Source organism: Leptothoe kymatousa TAU-MAC 1615 (assembly GCF_018739865.1).
Classification (GTDB): Bacteria; Cyanobacteriota; Cyanobacteriia; order Phormidesmidales; family Phormidesmidaceae; genus Leptothoe; species Leptothoe kymatousa.
Map to the genome: position 1 here is coordinate 825,240 of NZ_JADOER010000004.1, position 16,020 is coordinate 841,259.

At 51.5% G+C, this 16,020-nt stretch carries 11 protein-coding genes; 8 read left to right on the forward strand and 3 right to left on the reverse strand.

Annotated features, from left to right (window positions below; genetic code table 11):
- Positions 1-18: 18 nt before the first annotated feature.
- The gene (locus tag IXB28_RS05920) at positions 19-1,497 is read right to left on the reverse strand and encodes a TldD/PmbA family protein (RefSeq protein ID WP_215617609.1); all 1,479 of its coding nucleotides are present in this window, start codon (positions 1,495-1,497) and stop codon (positions 19-21) included.
- Positions 1,498-1,945: 448 nt separating this feature from the next.
- Here IXB28_RS05920 and IXB28_RS05925 point away from each other — a divergent pair, with 448 nt between their 5' ends.
- Positions 1,946-3,376 (forward strand): adenylate/guanylate cyclase domain-containing protein, encoded by a 1,431-nt coding sequence (locus IXB28_RS05925; protein WP_326520958.1) that lies wholly within the window; start codon positions 1,946-1,948, stop codon positions 3,374-3,376.
- On the opposite strand, the gene IXB28_RS05930 is transcribed toward IXB28_RS05925, so the two are convergent.
- The gene (locus IXB28_RS05930) at positions 3,358-4,221 is read right to left on the reverse strand and encodes a M15 family metallopeptidase (RefSeq protein ID WP_215617611.1); all 864 of its coding nucleotides are present in this window, start codon (positions 4,219-4,221) and stop codon (positions 3,358-3,360) included. The genes IXB28_RS05925 and IXB28_RS05930 overlap by 19 nt on opposite strands.
- A 355-nt stretch (positions 4,222-4,576) precedes the next feature.
- On the opposite strand from IXB28_RS05930, the gene gcvH reads away from it, so the two are divergent.
- The 6 genes from gcvH (at position 4,577) to IXB28_RS05960 (ending at position 13,105) form a co-directional block, all read left to right on the forward strand.
- The gene (gene gcvH, locus IXB28_RS05935) at positions 4,577-4,969 is read left to right on the forward strand and encodes a glycine cleavage system protein GcvH (protein ID WP_215617612.1); all 393 of its coding nucleotides are present in this window, start codon (positions 4,577-4,579) and stop codon (positions 4,967-4,969) included.
- A 414-nt stretch (positions 4,970-5,383) separates the two neighbouring features.
- The gene (gene gcvP, locus IXB28_RS05940) at positions 5,384-8,290 is read left to right on the forward strand and encodes an aminomethyl-transferring glycine dehydrogenase (protein WP_215617613.1); all 2,907 of its coding nucleotides are present in this window, start codon (positions 5,384-5,386) and stop codon (positions 8,288-8,290) included.
- Positions 8,291-8,519: 229 nt separating this feature from the next.
- Complete coding sequence (locus IXB28_RS05945) at positions 8,520-9,314, forward strand: class I SAM-dependent methyltransferase (RefSeq protein ID WP_215617614.1); 795 nt, start codon at positions 8,520-8,522, stop codon at positions 9,312-9,314.
- A gap of 72 nt (positions 9,315-9,386) precedes the next feature.
- The gene (locus IXB28_RS05950) at positions 9,387-10,046 is read left to right on the forward strand and encodes a Uma2 family endonuclease (protein ID WP_215617615.1); all 660 of its coding nucleotides are present in this window, start codon (positions 9,387-9,389) and stop codon (positions 10,044-10,046) included.
- Positions 10,047-10,080: 34 nt separating this feature from the next.
- Positions 10,081-12,813, forward strand: a complete 2,733-nt coding sequence (locus tag IXB28_RS05955) for a GUN4 domain-containing protein (RefSeq protein WP_215617616.1) — start codon at positions 10,081-10,083, stop codon at positions 12,811-12,813.
- Positions 12,803-13,105, forward strand: coding sequence for a transposase (locus IXB28_RS05960; RefSeq protein WP_215617617.1), 303 nt, complete (start codon positions 12,803-12,805; stop codon positions 13,103-13,105). Before IXB28_RS05955 ends, IXB28_RS05960 begins: the two co-directional genes overlap by 11 nt.
- Before the next feature lie 959 nt (positions 13,106-14,064).
- Here IXB28_RS05960 and IXB28_RS05965 read toward each other — a convergent pair.
- Positions 14,065-14,283 (reverse strand): hypothetical protein, encoded by a 219-nt coding sequence (locus IXB28_RS05965; RefSeq protein ID WP_215617618.1) that lies wholly within the window; start codon positions 14,281-14,283, stop codon positions 14,065-14,067.
- A gap of 561 nt (positions 14,284-14,844) precedes the next feature.
- Here IXB28_RS05965 and IXB28_RS05970 point away from each other — a divergent pair.
- The gene (locus IXB28_RS05970) at positions 14,845-15,777 is read left to right on the forward strand and encodes a diguanylate cyclase (protein ID WP_215617619.1); all 933 of its coding nucleotides are present in this window, start codon (positions 14,845-14,847) and stop codon (positions 15,775-15,777) included.
- The last annotated feature ends 243 nt before the right edge of the window (positions 15,778-16,020 follow it).

The window sequence follows — 16,020 nt, forward strand, 5'->3', positions numbered from 1 at the left end:
CCCGGTTTCTAAGGGAGGTTAACGACCACCTACGGTGATGCTGTCCACTTTGATGTGGGGTTGGCCAACGGTGACGTAGACGCTGCCACTGATGGAGCCGCAGAAGCCAGGGGCCAGGCTCAGGTCCTGGGAGCACATGGAAATTTTCTGCATGATGTCCACCGCTTCACCAATCAGCGTCGCTCCCTTGAGGGGGCGAGTGATTTTGCCGTTTTCCACCAGGTAGGCTTCATCCACCGCAAAGTTAAATTGTCCCGTGGCGCCAACGCTGCCGCCGCCCATCTTCTTGCAGTAGATGCCCCGGTCCACCGAGGCAAATAGGTCATCCAGGCTGTGGTCCCCCGCATCAATGTAGGTGTTGCGCATGCGAGACGCGGCCGAGAACGTATAGTTTTGACGGCGACCGCTGCCGGTGCGAGGATGCCCTGTGCGTACTGCCCCAGCCCGGTCAGATAGGAAGTTTTTCAACACGCCATTTTCAATTAACAGGGTGCGCTGGGCCGGCATTCCCTCATCGTCCATGTCAATGGTGCCAAAGGATTCGTTAGAACGGCCTTCGTCCCAGGCGGTTAAACTCTCATGGGCAATCTTTTCGCCCTTTTTGTCGATGAAGGGGGTGGTGCCCCGCTCGATTTGGGTGGTTTCTAGCAGGTGGCCACAGGCCTCATGGAAAATAACGCCGCCGAAGTGGTTGGCCATGATGATGGGATAGGTGCCGGACTCCACATAGTCGGCGTAGAGCATTTTGCCGGAGGATTCGGCCAGCTCTTCGGCGGTGGTGCCGTAGTCCCAGGCGGTGAGAAAGCTAGGGTCGCTGGTGTTACCCAGGCGCTGCCCGATGGAAGACCGGTGGTCGCCGTCGGCACACAGAACATTGGTGCCAACGGACTGGGTAAGGCGGATATCGCGCGCGAAGGTGCCATCGCTGCTGGCCACTAACACTTCTTGCCAATCTCTAAAGTAGTTGGTGCGGCGTGCCTGCAGATGCTTCGCCACTTTCTCCACCGATGCGTTTGCCCCCAGTAGTACATCCCCCATTACCTGCATGGAGCTACAGTTGACTAGCCAGTTTTCTTTGGTGGCACCGTAGTCGCGAAACATTTCCAGGGTGACCTCGGGCACATAGGCCGAGGTGGCGGGCAGCAACAGACCCATGATGGAAAGGCCTTTCTCTAGGGCCGCTTTTAGTCCGTGGAAGCTGACGTCATTGGTACTGACATAGCAGTCGGCCTTGCCTTTAAACACCCGCACCCCTGCGCCTGTGGTCAACCGGGGCGAAATACTGGTGATGGCATCGTCTTCGGCGAGACAGCTGATGAAGTTGGTGCGCTCTAGGAAAAATTCGATAAAGTCTGCCCCGGCAGCTCGACCCAGGCCCAATAGTGTGGAGAGGGGATCTGCCCAAGACGCATCAAACCGATCGGGGGCGGCCTGGTAGGTTTGGTTAGGAATTTCCTGCAGGCGTAGGGATGACAGGGGAGCAGCAGCAAGGGTCATAGCGGTTGCTTTGTTTCCTTAATGTGTGGGTCACGACCCCATCAGTCTAACGCAATGGCTTGGTTTCCGAGGTGGGGGTGGCAGAGCCCCCATATTCAGGGAATTTTCGCTGAGTTTTCAGGAATATCCCAGATAGGGTTTGTAAAATTAGGCACTGGGGCATTTTCCGTAAACTGCCTAATTAAGACTGTTCAATTATTTGTGGGATCTGGCCAATACTTAACCTGGGGAAGATTAGGACGTAGAAGCCTTCTATATTCTTTTTCTTGGGGTAAATCTTGAGCGTCTCATAGTCCATTAGGTCGACCTGCTGGGTGCAGTTTGAGATTGGTTGAGATTTGTGTGGCAATCCACTGGCAAATTCGTTAAATAATAGTTGGCGGTAACCATGGTTAGGGGTTTACGGGCTTCGTTGGGATTGGTTAAATCCCAACTTTCTCAGAAGGTTGTGGTGTCGATTTTTCTGAGCCTTGTGGCAATCGAATTTGTGGTGTTTATTCCGTCTTATTTTCAGCGACGGGCCGATAAACTCCGAGAGCTGGAGGCGGTGTCAGAAGAGGTGCTGCTAACGCTAAAGGCCAATGTGATGCAGGACATGCTGTCCACTGAGCTGTTGGCTTCGGCCCAGGCAAATCTGAGTCCGGACACAATTATTTTGGGGGCTGCTCTGTATGACGAACGGGGGCAGCGGCTGGATTCCTTTGGCGAGGCGCCTGTTTTAATGTCTCCAGCGGGTGGTTTGGATGATATTCAGCGGCTGTTGACGGTGAACGGCACCCGCTACGATGTGGCTTGGCCCAGCCGCCAGTTTCAGGAGCGCTATGTCTTGGTGATTCGCCATGATGCGACGTCGGTGAAACGCTACATGGTGCAATATTCCTTTGGTATTTTTTGCATTGTTATTTTAATCTCGGCGTTTTTAACCCTGATAACAATGATTTTGTTGGGGCGGATGGTGATTTATCCGCTGTTGTTGTTGCGCGACGATCTATGCCATGCGGCCAAGGTGGTGGATCAGCCGGATTTAGCTGAGTTTAAGAGTTTGAACCATACCTGGCGGGGAGAGCTGGGGGAGGTAATTCGAGCCTTTGCTGCGATGTTTGGCCAGATTTCCCAGGAGGTGCAAGAGCGCCAACAGGCGGAGGCCGCCCTGCGCAGTGAGCAGGAGAAAACGGAGGCCTTATTGCAGAATGTGTTGCCAGTTGCGATCGCAAATCGCCTCAAAAACGATCTTTCCAACCGCACGGCCATCGCTTCACGGTTTGAAAACGTCACCATTCTCTTTGCCGATATCGTTGGCTTTACCAAACTAGCGGCCCACACCGCCCCCACCGATCTCGTGTGTCAGCTCAACGACATCTTTTCCGTGTTTGACACCCTGGCCGAACGCCACGGCCTCGAAAAGATCAAAACCATTGGCGATGCCTATATGGTGGTGGGTGGGGTGCCCGCCCCCATGGCCAACCATGCCGAGGCTGTTATGGCCATGGCCATTGATATGCAACGGGCCGTAAAACGTCACCCCTTTAAGCTACGCATCGGCATTAACACGGGGCCTGTTGTGGCCGGGGTGATTGGCAAAAAGAAATTTAGCTATGACCTGTGGGGCGACACCGTCAATGTAGCCAGTCGGATGGAATCCCATGGCGTCGTCGATCGCATTCAGGTGAGTGCCGATACCCATACACTGCTCAAAGATAAATTCCACTTTGAAGACCGGGGCTGCATCGACGTAAAAGGTCGAGGTAGGATGCACACATATTTGTGGATGCCGCTGCCCCTAGAAGCGTTGTCGCCGGTCGCCTCCGGCAGGGCACCGATGCTCAAAAATGTATTGTGGGGTAGCGGCGAGGCCGCCGATCAATCGCCATCTTTATAAAACATTTCCAAACTCTCCTGGTTGCCCACATAGCGCCAGTGCCAGGGCTCGTAGGTCACATTTTGCGCATTGTTCTTAGGGAAGGACATTTCAAACCCATAATAGGCCGCATTCTCCTCTAGCCACTGAAAGGCGGCAGTGTCCTCAAAATCTGCGTTGAGCTCAGTGGCGGGCTGCGCTAGGTCAATAAAGTCCACCGCATAGCCCGTATGGTGTTCGCTGTATCCAGGGGGGGCGCTCACCTCAGCTCGAGTTTGGGTATTTTGTCCGCGCTCTGCCTTGAGATCAAAAAAGAGGTACTGCTGGTCTTCCAGGGACCGGAACCCAGAAATTACGTCCAAGCCAATGCCCAATATTTGCGCTTGATACAACATTTCCTCGACCTGCTGAGCCACTTCTGGCTGCAGCTGGACCGCAGGGTTGGTGGAAATTGACACCAGTGTCGATGTATCAACCACATCGTAGGCTCGATGGCCCAGCAGGCTGTTGGCCTCGTCTGTGGATGCGGCGGCGGTGGCTGTTTGGGGTGCTGCTGCTGTTTGGGGTGCTGAGGCGGTCGCCGCCGTCTGGGGTGCTGAGGCGGTCGCCGCTGTCTGGGGTGCTGCCCCTACAGTTTCGGCTGCCACCGCAGACCCAGTTGTAGAGGATGTCGGGGGGGAATCTGGCGTTTTCACCAGGGGTAGGCGGGGTTTGAACCACCAAATACCTGCTCCAACTAAACCTAAAATTGCCACACCCAGGAAAAGCCAGGGTGCGAAGGAAGATGACGCCCGAGTCGATGGTTCCAAATCGGTGGCCCGCGTCTCGCGCTGAGCCTCTGGAATATCGTCTATGAAATCTGCCATGGGTTTACCAGGGGTGTGACCAATCCACTCAATACGTTCTGCGGCTAGTTTATGGCATCACTGTTTTTTTGCGGGAGGTCTATGGAAAAAATCCTAAAAAACACGCAGAAAACGAGTAAAAAAATCAGTTGACCCCCTATCTATTGAGGCAGCTTCCGTGGCAAACTTTCATCAATGCATGCTACCCATCAATTCGCAGTGTGCTTAATCCCTGCCTTCGCAGGTTTTAGGCCCCTCATTTCGCAGTGTGCTTAATCCCTGCCTTCGCAGGTTTTAGGTCCCTCATTTTGATGTCGTTAGTGCACATTGGCATCCACTTATTGTTTACGAGTTATGGACGTGCTGAGGAATCCCCATGGCTTTTGAATATCCTGACGGTTTGCAGTACACCGATACCCACGAGTATCTGAAAATTGACGGTGATATCATCACCATTGGCATCACTGAATTTGCCATCGATCAGCTTGGGGATGTGGTGTTCCTAGAGCTGCCTGAGCTAGGTGACAACGTGGAAGTTGGTGAAAAGTTTGGCACCATTGAGTCGGTTAAAGCGGTTGAAGACTTGAAATCGCCGGTGAATGGTGAAGTTCTAGAGCGTAACGACGAGCTTTTGGACTCCCCAGAAAGCATTGCCGACGATCCCTATGGCGATGGCTGGTTAATTAAGGTCAAAGCTGATGATTTGGATAGCTTAGACGACGAAATTATGACGGCTGAAGAATACTCTGATCAAGTGGAGGGTTCATAGTCGTCAGCGACGGCTGGCGAATATTCCGAGCAGGTCGAGGGGTCATAGTCGTCAGCGACGGCTGAAGAATACTCTGAGCAAGTGAAGGATTCATGGGCTCCAAACTTCTTAAAACCCTTGTGGTTTAAGGAGTTTTGATCTTTATCCTGGGCTGTTTTTAAGGACGCTCGGGGAATTGCCAGTGAAATCCTTAAGAAAATAGGTAAGAATAAGTACCTAGAGCCATCAGAAATATTCTGATGGTTTTTGCTTTATGTGTAACGGTCATTTTCCGTTGACTGCTGCTAAGGCAATCGGCAAATTCGTCGATTGTGTGTCGGGTTAGCCTTGCCAATCAAGGCTTTGAGGGATGCCCGTTATCCCGAATAACCTGGCAGATGCAATGTTCTATCGATGGATTACTTTGGAGTTTTGATGTCCTACGAACAGTCTGAGTCGATGTCCACACCCGCTACCTGGGTCCATGAGCTCTCTGCCCCCAACGATTTTCCCCAGCGGCATATCGGCCTGACTGACGCTGACATTGAGCAAATGCTGTCGGTGCTTGGGTACGATTCCCTGGGGGCACTGATTGACACTGCCGTGCCTGCAGAAATTCGTTTGGCAGGGGCTTTGCAGTTGGGGCAAGGCATGAACGAACATGATGCCCTCGCCAGCATTCGGGAAATCGCCGACCAAAACCAGGTGCTTACCAGCTACATTGGCCTGGGCTATTACAACTGCATCACGCCCCCCGTCATCCAACGCAATATTTTAGAAAATCCTGGCTGGTATACCCAGTACACCCCCTACCAGCCGGAAATTTCCCAGGGTCGTCTGGAAGCTCTGCTCAACTACCAGACCATGGTGAGCGACCTCACCGGGCTGGAAATTGCCAACTCCTCGCTGCTAGACGAGGGCACCGCCGCCGCCGAAGCCATGACCCTGAGTCTGGGGGTGTGCAAAAACAAAGACGCCAAAAAAGCCAAGACATTTTGGGTATCGGCCCATTGCCATCCCCAAACCATTGAGGTAATCCGCACCCGCGCCCTGCCCCTGGGCATCACTGTGGTGGTGGGTGAAACGCCGGACTTTAGCCAGCCGTTGTTTGGCCTGCTGCTGCAGTACCCTGCCAGCACTGGCGCAATCCATGACTACACCGAGGTGATCGCCGCTGCCCACGGGGCCGGTGCCCTGGTGACCGTGGCTGCCGATTTGCTGAGCCTAACCTTACTCAAGGCCCCCGGTGAGATGAGGGCGGACATCGCCGTGGGTAACACCCAGCGATTTGGGGTGCCCTTTGGCTACGGCGGTCCCCATGCGGCCTACTTTGCCACCAAGACCGCCTATGCCCGTAAGCTGCCGGGGCGTTTGGTGGGTGTGTCTAAAGATAGCAAGGGCAGACCGGCATTAAGACTCACCTTGCAAACCCGTGAGCAGCATATCCGCCGCGACTCGGCCACCAGTAATATTTGTACTGCCCAGGTGCTGCTGGCGGTGATGGCCAGTATGTATGCGGTGTACCACGGTCCGGCGGGGCTGAAGGCCATTGCCACGCGGGTACACCGGCTGACGGTGGTGCTGGCGGAAGGTCTGAGCAAGCTGGGCTTTGGCGTGCCGGAAACGCCATTCTTTGACACCTTGGCGGTGGATGCGGGGGACCAGGCTGGGGTGATCTGCGATCGCGCCCTCACCCAAGGCCTTAACCTGCGCCGCATCGACGCCACCACCCTCGGCATTTCCCTGGATGAAACCACCACCCCGGACGCCGTGGTGCAGCTGCTAAAAATCTTTGCCGGGGACCTGCCCCTGCCCGCCATGGAGCGCCTCAAGTCCGAGGCCGTGATTCCAGCAGACCTGATCCGCACCAGCGACTACCTCACCCATCCCGTCTTTAACCGCTACCATTCCGAAACCGAGATGCTGCGCTATATGTACGCGCTGCAAATGAAGGATCTTTCATTGGCCTCCGCCATGATTCCCCTCGGTTCCTGCACCATGAAGCTCAACGCCACGGCGGAAATGATGCCGGTGACCTGGCCCGAATTTGGCCAGATCCACCCCTTCGCCCCCCTCTCCCAAACCAAGGGCTACCAGGAATTATTCAATCAGCTAGAAACCTGGCTCTCGGAGATTACGGGATTCGCTGGCATTTCCCTGCAGCCCAACGCCGGGTCCCAGGGGGAATATGCCGGACTGTTAGTGATTCGCCAGTACCACCAGTCTCGCGGCGACACCCACCGCACCATTTGCCTGATTCCCCAGTCCGCCCACGGCACCAACCCCGCCAGTGCCGTCATGGCCGGGATGAAAGTTGTCGGCGTTAAGTGCGACGACGACGGCAACATCGACGTGGCCGACCTCACCGCCAAGGCCGAAAAGCACAGCGACAACCTGGCGGCGCTGATGATCACCTACCCCTCCACCCACGGTGTGTTTGAAGCCACCATCCGCGAGGTGTGTGCCCTGATCCACCAGCACGGCGGCCAGGTGTATATGGACGGGGCCAATATGAATGCCCAGGTGGGGCTGTGCAGCCCAGGGGACATTGGCGCTGACGTGTGCCACCTGAACCTGCACAAAACCTTCTGCATTCCCCATGGCGGCGGCGGTCCCGGCGTTGGCCCCATTGGAGTGCAACAACATTTGGTGCCCTTCCTCCCCGGCCATAGCCTCACACCCACCCTGGGCACAGAAGAGTCCGTCGGTGCGGTCTCCGCTGCCCCCTGGGGAAGCGCCAGCATTCTGCCCATTTCCTGGATGTACATTCAAATGATGGGGGCCAAGGGGCTGACCCACGCCACCGAAACCGCCATCCTCAGCGCCAACTACATCGCCAAGCGCCTGGAGGGCCACTACGACATTCTCTACAAGGGCAATGCCGGACTGGTGGCCCACGAATGCATTGTGGACCTGCGGGGCTTTAAAAAGTCCGCCAATGTGAATGTGGACGACATCGCCAAGCGCATGATTGACTACGGTTTTCACCCGCCCACCATGTCCTGGCCGGTGGCGGGCACCATTATGGTGGAGCCCACCGAGAGTGAATCCTTGGCGGAGCTGGATCGCTTCTGCGATGCCATGATTGCCATTCGTGAAGAGATTCGCCAGGTGGAAGCGGGCGCATTGCCCCAGGACAACAACCCGTTGGTGAATGCGCCCCACACTACGGTGGACCTAACCGCCGAGTGGGAGCGGCCCTACAGCCGAGAACAGGCGGTGCATCCGACAACTTGGACGAAGGAGCGCAAGTTCTGGCCCACGGTGAATCGCATTGACCAGGCCTATGGCGATCGCAACCTCGTCTGCTCCTGTCTGCCCATGGACGCCTACGAAGGCTAAGTTAGCCTCCCGTTTACACAGTTTCGACGATTCATCACTGCTTTATTCACAAACGATTATTCGGCAATACTTCCTGTGCTGGCCCTGTGCCCTAGGTTTTTGAGAACTCTAGGGCACAGCCATGGGCGCAGCCATATCTTCTTGTTTGCAAGGGGTGGCTGTGTCTTGTCGGTGCGCAAAGGAAGAGTGCCCTGGGTGTTTAGCAGCGAACTTAGCCACAATGGCATTTATGGATGACAGAAACTCCACAACCTACGCAGCCGCAGATATCGTCAACTATTATGCACAACTAAATCGCCTACAGCCCGCAGAAGCCGATATTTTGGAGCGACTGCGGCACCAATTGCCGACGATGAAAATGTTGGATATGGGGGTGGGCGGTGGTCGCACGGCGCAGCATTTTGCCCCCCTAGTGCAGCAGTATGTGGGCATTGACTACTCTGCTGAGATGGTGACAGCCTGCCAAAAGAGATTTAGCACGTGTAGCTATGCTACACGGTTTGAAACGGCGGATGCTCGTGATCTAAGCCAGTTTGAGGACAACTCCTTTGACTTTATTCTGTTTAGCTTTAATGGCATTGACTATGTGTCCCATGGCGATCGGCTACGGATTTTGCAAGAGATTAAGCGGGTGGGGAAACAAGGATGTTATTTTTTCTTTTCTAGCCACAACCTGCAGGCGCTAGAAAGGGAAATGACCTGGCAAAAACAGATTGCTCCCAATCCGCTGAAGACCTATGAGAACCTGGTGATGCTAGGGTTGTTTTGGTTGTTTAATCGACCCATGACGCGGCAACTATTGGCCACATCACAACATTTGATTGTGCGGGATGAGTCTCACAATTTTCGGTTGGACACTTACTACATCCGAGCGGCGCAACAGGTGGAACAGCTGTCTCAGGATTTTAGTCAGGTGGAGATTTACCCATGGCAAAGTACGGAGAGCATCGCGGATATGGATGCGGCGATTATGGGTCGGGATCTATGGCTTTATTATCTGTGTCGAATAGAAACTGCGAATTGATTAGAATAGGGGGGAGCTTAGTGCTTAAGGCACTGCATACGGTCCAAGGTTTGTTCTGCAAAGATAGCGGCTATGATTGCCATCCCCCATTACATTGGTCCTGAAGACTATCTTGCTTTGGAAAGCCAAAGTTCCATTCGCCATGAGTACCAGCGGGGGCTGGTGTATGCCATGGCTGGCGGGTCGGATAATCATGAGCGAATTGCGTTTAATCTGCTTAAGCTGATTGACAATCACCTGGGCGATGCGTCGGGCTGTCGGTTTCATGCGGGCAATGTAAAGGTTAACTATTTGGATGAGTTTGATGCTGTTGCTGATTTAGAGGATAAAGCGATCCACAGGTCACGCATCCAGACCAAAAAACACATACAAAACCCTATCGGGGATCAGCAACACCAGTTTTTTTATCACCCTGATGCGTTTGTTACGTGTGATGTGCGCGATCGGGAGGATCGCTACATTAAGCGTTATCCAAAGCTGATTGTTGAAGTGTTATCCCCCAGCACTGAGGCATTTGACTGTGGCGATAAGTTTAAGGATTATCAATTGCTGGATTCTCTGGAAGAGTACGTTTTGATTTCTCAGGAGCATCGGCGGTTGGAGTGTCGGCGGCGCTCTATGGCGGGGGATTGGGAGACGGTGGTTTATGAGCTGGATGATTTGGTTGTTTTGACCATTATTGGGTTGGAATTTGGTGTGGCTGAGCTTTATCGCGGAATTGAGGCAACTTGATTAGAATGGGGGCGTGATTTTATAGCCATGCCCCATGTCTTCTGGAAATGAGCCACCGGATAAGTCTTTAGAAGAAAAGCTTGCTGATGCTGCGACTAAATTTTTGGTGCTGGGTGGTGGTGGCTATGGTCTTTACAATCTTTACCTGGAAGACATTCCTAAGGCGGCCATATCCTTTGGCATTTCCCTAACTACCAGCCTGATTACGAGCTTTGGTCAGGGGCTAATGGTTCCGATCAAAGAATGGGTACATAAGTTAGGTAAGAAAACAGGCACGGCAGTAACTATAGGAGCCAGCAGTACCATAGAAAATTGGTCTGGTATTGATGCCAAATATCTCAAAGCATTGCAGGCATATTGCTATGCCCTTGAGGTAGAAGGATTTAAGGCGGATCTGCCTCCTTTAGAACTCAAGGAAATTTTTGTCCCGATTCGGTTAGATTCTGCCCCGAATAATTCAGCTGATTCGGATTCCATCAAGCGTATTTGGGAGCTATTGCCCAAACATAAGGAGCTGGTGAATGAACGCTATCGACGGTTAGCGATTATTGCCGATCCGGGCTATGGCAAAACCACGCTGACTCGCTATTTGACACTGAACTATGCCGACCAGTCCCATCGTGGGTTTGGCGCGGCGGATCGACTGCCGATTTTGCTACTGTTTCGGGCGATGCATGGGCAGATTCAAGATGCCCAGACGCCATCGTTACCAGAACTAATCTTGGACCAGGTGGGTAGGCTACCGCGCTGTCAGGATCTGGAGGTATCGGTCCAGTGGTTTAAGCAGCGGTTAGACCAGGGAAAGTGCTTGGTAATGTTGGACGGGCTGGATGAAGTGCCCAATGCCCGACGAGAACTGGTGAGTAGATGGGTGAACTGGCAAATGCAGGCGTATCCTAGCCAGTTTATTCTCACATCTCGGCCCCATGGGTATGACAGTAGCTTGTTCCAGGGTATTGCCCGTGTGGGTATTTTGGACTTTACGGTAAAGGACAAGGAAGTCTTTATCAATAAGTGGTATCGGACGGTGCTGTGGCACAAAAAGTGGGAGACTCTGTGGGAGCGGAGTAAAAAACGGTCAGCGGAACAACAACTTTCAGAAACTCAGGCTCGGGAACAGTGTGAGGCTGAAGCCATCCATGCTGCGAGAGAACTGATGGGGCACATTGTACGCACCCCAGCTCTGAATGATTTAGCGAAAAATCCGCTGCTGGTTACTATAATTGCCGCTACCTACGAGGCGTTTGAATATTTGCCGGACAAACGGGTGAAGCTTTACAAAAAGATGTTTGACCTGCTGCTGGAGAATCGGCCCTATCGTCGAGAGACGCAGCTAACAGTGACCTCTGTAGAAGAGAGCCAGCCAGTGCTACAGCAGCTAGCATTTAGCCTGACCAAGGCAGGACAGGAGAAATTTACGCCAAAGCAGGGCAGTGAGTGGATTTATTACAGATTAGCCAAGGTACAGCTACCAAAACCGATCAAACCTCAAAATTTTCTCAAGGAAATTCAAACTATTGCAGGACTGTTGACAGGAGAAGAAGGAGGCCTCTACGAGTTTACACACAAAACCTTTCAGGAATATTTAACAGCGCTAGAAATTTTTGAACAGTATTCAAAAGATTATTTATTGCGGCGGTTGGATAACTCTGACTGGCGTGAGGTGATTAGTTTCTATACTGCGATAACTGAGGCTACACCATTTATTTTGGCTATTTTAGATAATCCTACTCCAGAGAAGCTTAAATTTGCTCGTCGGGTAGTGATTGAGGAGCGATCAAAAACTCAAGCAGCTGTGAAAGAAATGCTAGTGAGTCAGTTAGCTAAAGCTGACTTGGGGGCACAAGCAAATGCGCGGGTAAAACTAGAGCAGCGGTTTAGTAAACTAACATTGCAAGATGGCAAGTTAGTGACTTCTGAACCGATTACCTTGGCCGAATATGGTTTGTTTTTAGAGGATCAACGGTCAAAGCAGTTTCATTCTTACGCAACAGAACAGACTATCGATTATCTCAAACAAGGTGATCAGCCTGTGCAGAATATTTCTGATGTAGATGCTCAATGGTTTTGTGGGTGGTTGAGTACCCAAACAGAGTTGGCTGCGGATGCAAGAATATATCATTACCGACCATTTTTTGATGACCCTGACGATAAGTTATGCGTTGTTCGAGAGCAGGTAAATTCTCGCTATGCAAATTTGATTAACTATCTGGCTAATGCCCGTTGGCAAGAAGCAGATAGGGAAACGGAAAACATAATGCTGGGGGTAGCCAATTGTAAGAGCCGGGGCTATTTGGATGTGAATGATATCAAAGCCTTTTCCTGTGAAGACTTACAGCTCATTGATCAGTTATGGCTTAAGTTCAGTGGTGGACGTTATGGCTTTAGTGTGCAACAGGAAATTTACCTGAACTGCAGCGGCAAGACAAATTATAAGTATTCTGAGAAAGTAGAGAAATTTTTTCTTAAAAAAGTAGGTTGGGAGAAAAATGACCACCGAAAATCTAAAATGAAATACGCTATGAGTGCTCCTCGAGGCCACCTTCCTAGGATAAACGTATATACTTCTCAAGTAGAATTTCAGCGCATCAAGCGAAGTGGCTTTCACTCGCGCTTTAAGCCTAGGAATATAATCAAACAAACCAAGATCTTGCATCTCTCTTTCATTGTAGTCAGGATTATAAGCTGTGTAGTGCCCCCCCAAAATAGGACAGGCCTGAAAGAGCGTAATCTGGAGTCCAATAGGGGTAAGGAATATGGCGAGTAAACACCGAAACTACAGTAGCGAATTTAAGGCCAAAGTCGTGCTGGAGATCATCCGTGGCGAACGGAGTGTCAGTGAAGCGAGTCGCGCCCATAAAGTGCATACGTCGGTGATCAATCGTTGGCGCAATGAATTTCTAAAACAGGCGCATTTAGCGTTTAGAGGCAATGGAAGTGGGAATGAATCAGCCGAACGAATCGCAGAATTAGAACGCATGGTGGGACGTCTAACGATGGAGCTGGCCGTGGCAAAAAAAGCTTCAGACTTATGGAATCTGAGCGGAAACGAGCCATGATTGAACAGTTGTAGGTTGGGTTGCACATTGTCAAAATGTTTGAATCCTGATCAACAATTTTGCTAACCCAACATTTTAACCCCAAAAAAATGGCATTGTTGGGTTTCAGCGAGTTCAATCCAACCTACCTTTCTGCTGGTCTCCACCAAAATTGAAGGACGAAAGGAGGGACTCGATATTAGGAGAAAAGCCTAACTATTTCTCTGGCTGAGCACCCCCACTGAGGCTCCTGCCTCCTGGACCCGGTGGCAGAACCACCCGTTATTTCGCGCTGGGCAGAGCCCAGAGGCGAGGGAGAGATTGTTGTAGGTTGGGTTGCACATTGTCAAAATGTTTGAATCCTGATCAACAATTTTGCTGACCCAACATTTTAAACCCAAAAATTGGCATTGTTGGGTTTCAGCGAGTTCAACCCAACCTACCTTTCTGCTGGTCTCCACCAAAATTGAAGGACGAAAGGAGGGACTCGATATTAGGAGAAAAGCCTAACTATTTCTCTGGCTGAGCACCCCCCCCACTGAGGCTCCTGCCTCCTGGCCCGGTGGCAGAGCCACCCGTTGTTTCGCGCTGGGCAGAGCCCAGTGGCGAGGGAGAGATTGTTGTAGGTTGGGTTGCACATTGTCAAAATCTTTGAATCCTGATCAACAATTTTGCTAACCCAACATTTTAACCCCAAAAAATTGGCATTGTTGGGTTTCAGCGAGTTCAACCCAACCTACCTTTCTGCTGGTCTCCACCAAAATTGAAGGACGAAAGGATGGACTCGATATTAGGAGAAAAGCCTAACTATTTCTCTGGCTGAGCCCCCCCCACTGAGGCTCCTGCCTCCTGACCCGGTGGCAGAGCCACCCGTTGTTTCGCGCTGGGCAGAGCCCAGGGGCGAGGGAGAGATTGTTTCTGCTGGCCTCCACCATAATTGAAGAACGAAAGGGCGGCTCAATATTAGGAGAAAAGCCTAACTATTCCTCACCACCAACCTGCTCCCGCGCCTCCTGCAACCGTTGCCCATAATCAGCCCCCAACGGCTCTACCAAAACCCTTTCTAAATCAGCCAACATATCCCACAGCACCCGCCGTTCCGCCCCACATTCAATAGCTAACCGGTCCCGCTTACTAAATCGTGTTAAAAAATCAAACAATACCAGCGCTTGTGCCTTAGATAGGTTAAGAGAAATCATGTCATCACAGTCGAACGGTTTGCTCGCAGCAGCGCCCCAAGCACGAGAATACAACGATTACGTGAATCTCATCACACCCGTGGACCTGCATCACCTTGCATTTATCTTTTTTGATATGTTCAAAAGTCCGCAGCCGTTGAACCGTATTGAAAGTAAGCGTTTTAGCTGACCTAAGCAACAAAAAAACTAAAACAATCAACGGTTGACATCGATCACACAGACTCCAAACTAAATGGAGTTTACTGAATTGTGAGGTAAAAAATCATACATTCCGCTAATGGTATGCGGGGTTTGCCCGCCCCATACCTAGACTTTCAACTAGATAGGCTCCGTATGATTTCGTAGGGGTATGTCTCGGTTGGATAAAGAAATAAAAGTTGTTGTATGTGCCTTTTCCTCGATGGAACAGGCTGAGTTATAAAAGCTTTTGTTGGTCAGTGGTTACTAATAGTTACTATTTGTTCCACCATAACAGAATGAAAGTTGTTTCAGAGTCTTTTTATGAATTCTTTTGGAATTTTCTCTTTTAGTTTGTAGTCATTTTCAACACCGAAGAGCACGATGATGATTAACAAGATTGAGCTGCATCCAGTGAGTTTTTTGTTTCGCCTACAGCGCCTATGCCAAACCTTTGTTCCAAAGCGGGCAAGGCTAATGGAATCTAGGATTAGTTCAATCATTGTCGGATTCGTGGGTGCCTATGTTTTGCTAAAAGTTGTTCCTGCCATTAGTCATATCACCCTTGGTAAGTGGATGTATTGGCTATTGTTGTTCACCTTGACCCTATATTTATTGGGCCTGAGACAATTTTTGGCGAATCATCCCGCCAGTAATATGCTGCGGACGAGCATTCAAAATGTGCAGCTACGCCGGGCCAACCACCAGCTACGGCAAAGCCTGCACGGCCAAGAGGTGTTAAAGCAATCGCTGGAAGCGGAAAATCAAAGGTTATATCGGCTGGCCACCGTTGACGAATTAACTCAAATTTTTAATCGTCGGTTTTTGGACCAACAGCTTGACCAGGAATGGCGGCAGCAGCAGCACGCGGCCTGCCCCCTGTCTGTGATTTTATTTGATGTGGATTATTTTAAGCTTTATAACGACTACTATGGCCATTTGGCGGGCGACAGTTGTTTGTATGAAATTGCCCAATCGGTCCAAAGGAGTCTCCAGGGCGAGGCTGGTTTTGTGGCTCGATATGGTGGAGAAGAGTTTGCGGTGGTGTTACCCAATACGAATGAATATGGGGCCGTTGCGATCGCACAAACCATCCAGCGGGCAATCCATGGCCTAGCGATTCCCCACGCCCAGTCCGACGTCAACGACCTGGTCACCGTCAGCCTTGGCATTGCCACCATTGTGCCATTGCCCGAAAGCTCCTGGAAAGCGTTGGTGGACCAGGCCGACCAGGCCCTATATGAGGCCAAACGCCAGGGCCGCGATCGCTATATTTTCAAAAGCTACTTTCGACGGTGTAGTGCCAACGTCGAATAGCCTGGGACGATAGAGCCAGGGGCCATGTGTAGTGCCAACGTCAAAAGCCTGGGGCGATATCAAGGGGCCATATTTGGTTGAGCTGTGGGGCTCACCAGCCACCAGGTTCTTTTTGAACTTGTTGATGGCGCTCAATATTTTATCTTCTAAATTTGTATCTTCTATGGCATCCATTATTCTATGTCTGGGACGGGTGGGTCCAAAAGTCTAGGCGTCCGTTAGGATAAGGTGCAACGTTGACTC

Bases quoted from the DNA above. Each gene is read 5' to 3' on its own strand.
- IXB28_RS05920 (WP_215617609.1), bottom strand. From the start codon at position 1,497: ATGACCCTTGCTGCTGCTCCCCTGTCATCCCTACGCCTGCAGGAAATT.
- IXB28_RS05930 (WP_215617611.1), bottom strand. From the start codon at position 4,221: ATGGCAGATTTCATAGACGATATTCCAGAGGCTCAGCGCGAGACGCGG.
- gcvH (WP_215617612.1), top strand. From the start codon at position 4,577: ATGGCTTTTGAATATCCTGACGGTTTGCAGTACACCGATACCCACGAG.
- gcvP (WP_215617613.1), top strand. From the start codon at position 5,384: ATGTCCTACGAACAGTCTGAGTCGATGTCCACACCCGCTACCTGGGTC.
- IXB28_RS05945 (WP_215617614.1), top strand. From the start codon at position 8,520: ATGGATGACAGAAACTCCACAACCTACGCAGCCGCAGATATCGTCAAC.
- IXB28_RS05950 (WP_215617615.1), top strand. From the start codon at position 9,387: ATGATTGCCATCCCCCATTACATTGGTCCTGAAGACTATCTTGCTTTG.
- IXB28_RS05955 (WP_215617616.1), top strand. From the start codon at position 10,081: ATGTCTTCTGGAAATGAGCCACCGGATAAGTCTTTAGAAGAAAAGCTT.
- IXB28_RS05960 (WP_215617617.1), top strand. From the start codon at position 12,803: ATGGCGAGTAAACACCGAAACTACAGTAGCGAATTTAAGGCCAAAGTC.
- IXB28_RS05965 (WP_215617618.1), bottom strand. From the start codon at position 14,283: ATGATTTCTCTTAACCTATCTAAGGCACAAGCGCTGGTATTGTTTGAT.
- IXB28_RS05970 (WP_215617619.1), top strand. From the start codon at position 14,845: ATGATGATTAACAAGATTGAGCTGCATCCAGTGAGTTTTTTGTTTCGC.